Origin of the sequence: Candidatus Sarmatiella mevalonica (assembly GCF_016751895.1) — a bacterium.
Classification (GTDB): domain Bacteria; phylum Pseudomonadota; class Alphaproteobacteria; order Rickettsiales; family Rickettsiaceae; genus Sarmatiella; species Sarmatiella mevalonica.
Window position 1 is genome coordinate 1 of sequence record NZ_JACVVM010000119.1, and the last position, 1,048, is coordinate 1,048.

The window sequence follows — 1,048 nt, forward strand, 5'->3', positions numbered from 1 at the left end:
CATGCCAAATAATCTTAAAAAAACTCTTGGATGTCTAGCAATTTTACTGTATCTTATCATTGTGTATAGTCTCTTGTTGGTTAAAAATCAAGTTCTATACACGCTTTATAAAAAATATCAATCCCTCCCTGTAAGTAATTTCCAATTCTATATACTTACGCAAGAGGTCTAGGATAAATCCTTTATCATCCACACCTCTCCAGTATCTTGCTGTTCTGAAACCCTTTTGAATCCCGCTTTTGCGTAACATTTAATGGCAGAAAGATTATTAATATCTGGATCTGCAAAAATGTGGGTGTACGGATTGCCGTGTAATTCAAGGAATTCTAAATTGCTTTTGAGCCTAACCCTTGTTGCAAGGCGGCTTCTTCGCCAATAAAAATATCAAAAGCCCCCAGGTTTGCTGGAAGGGCCGAGAGTGTCTTGCTTCTAGGAAAATCATATGCGTTATAAATCTGAATGTATCCAATAGGATTTTGGTCGCTATAGATAATGAAAGCTTGAATTACGTCATTGCGAGGAACTGCGAGCGCACGCGCAGCAGGACGCGGCAATCCAGTGTTATTTTCCTGAATTGCTTCACCTTCGGTTCGCAATGACGATACCCGCCTCCAATATTTTTCACGCACCAAATCCATTGTATACGTCACATCCTGATCCCACCATTTTTTGACGTAGCTCGTCTCCAGCCACTTTAGCAGTAACGGAAAATGTGATTCATGTATAGTAAATTAATTTGAGGTAGCGTATTTAAAAAAGAAAGATAACGAAGCAAAAAGACTCTGAAAGTCAGAAATTTTCTGCTTAACCCATCGCTTCATATTAGCCCAAAATTTCTCTATTGGGTTAAAATCAGGTGAATAAGGAGGAAGAAAAATTACCTTACAACCAACAGATTCAATGAGATCTTTTGTCTTTTGTGATCTATGAAATGCAGCGTTATCCATTATCACAACTTGCCCAGCTTTTAGCTCTTTGATCAAGAATTGCTCTACCCAGCTTTCGAATAGCTGGGTATTACATGAACCATTAAATACCATAGGAGCTA

At 38.4% G+C, this 1,048-nt stretch carries 2 protein-coding genes; both read right to left on the reverse strand.

What is annotated here, in order from left to right; all coding sequences use genetic code 11:
• Positions 1-326 precede the first annotated feature (326 nt).
• Positions 327-650 (reverse strand): GNAT family protein, encoded by a 324-nt coding sequence (locus Sarmat_RS06680; RefSeq protein WP_341826625.1) that lies wholly within the window; start codon positions 648-650, stop codon positions 327-329.
• Between the two features lie 81 nt (positions 651-731).
• Positions 732-1,048: transposase (locus tag Sarmat_RS06685; protein ID WP_202149207.1), on the reverse strand; the 317-nt coding region annotated here is incomplete at its 5' end.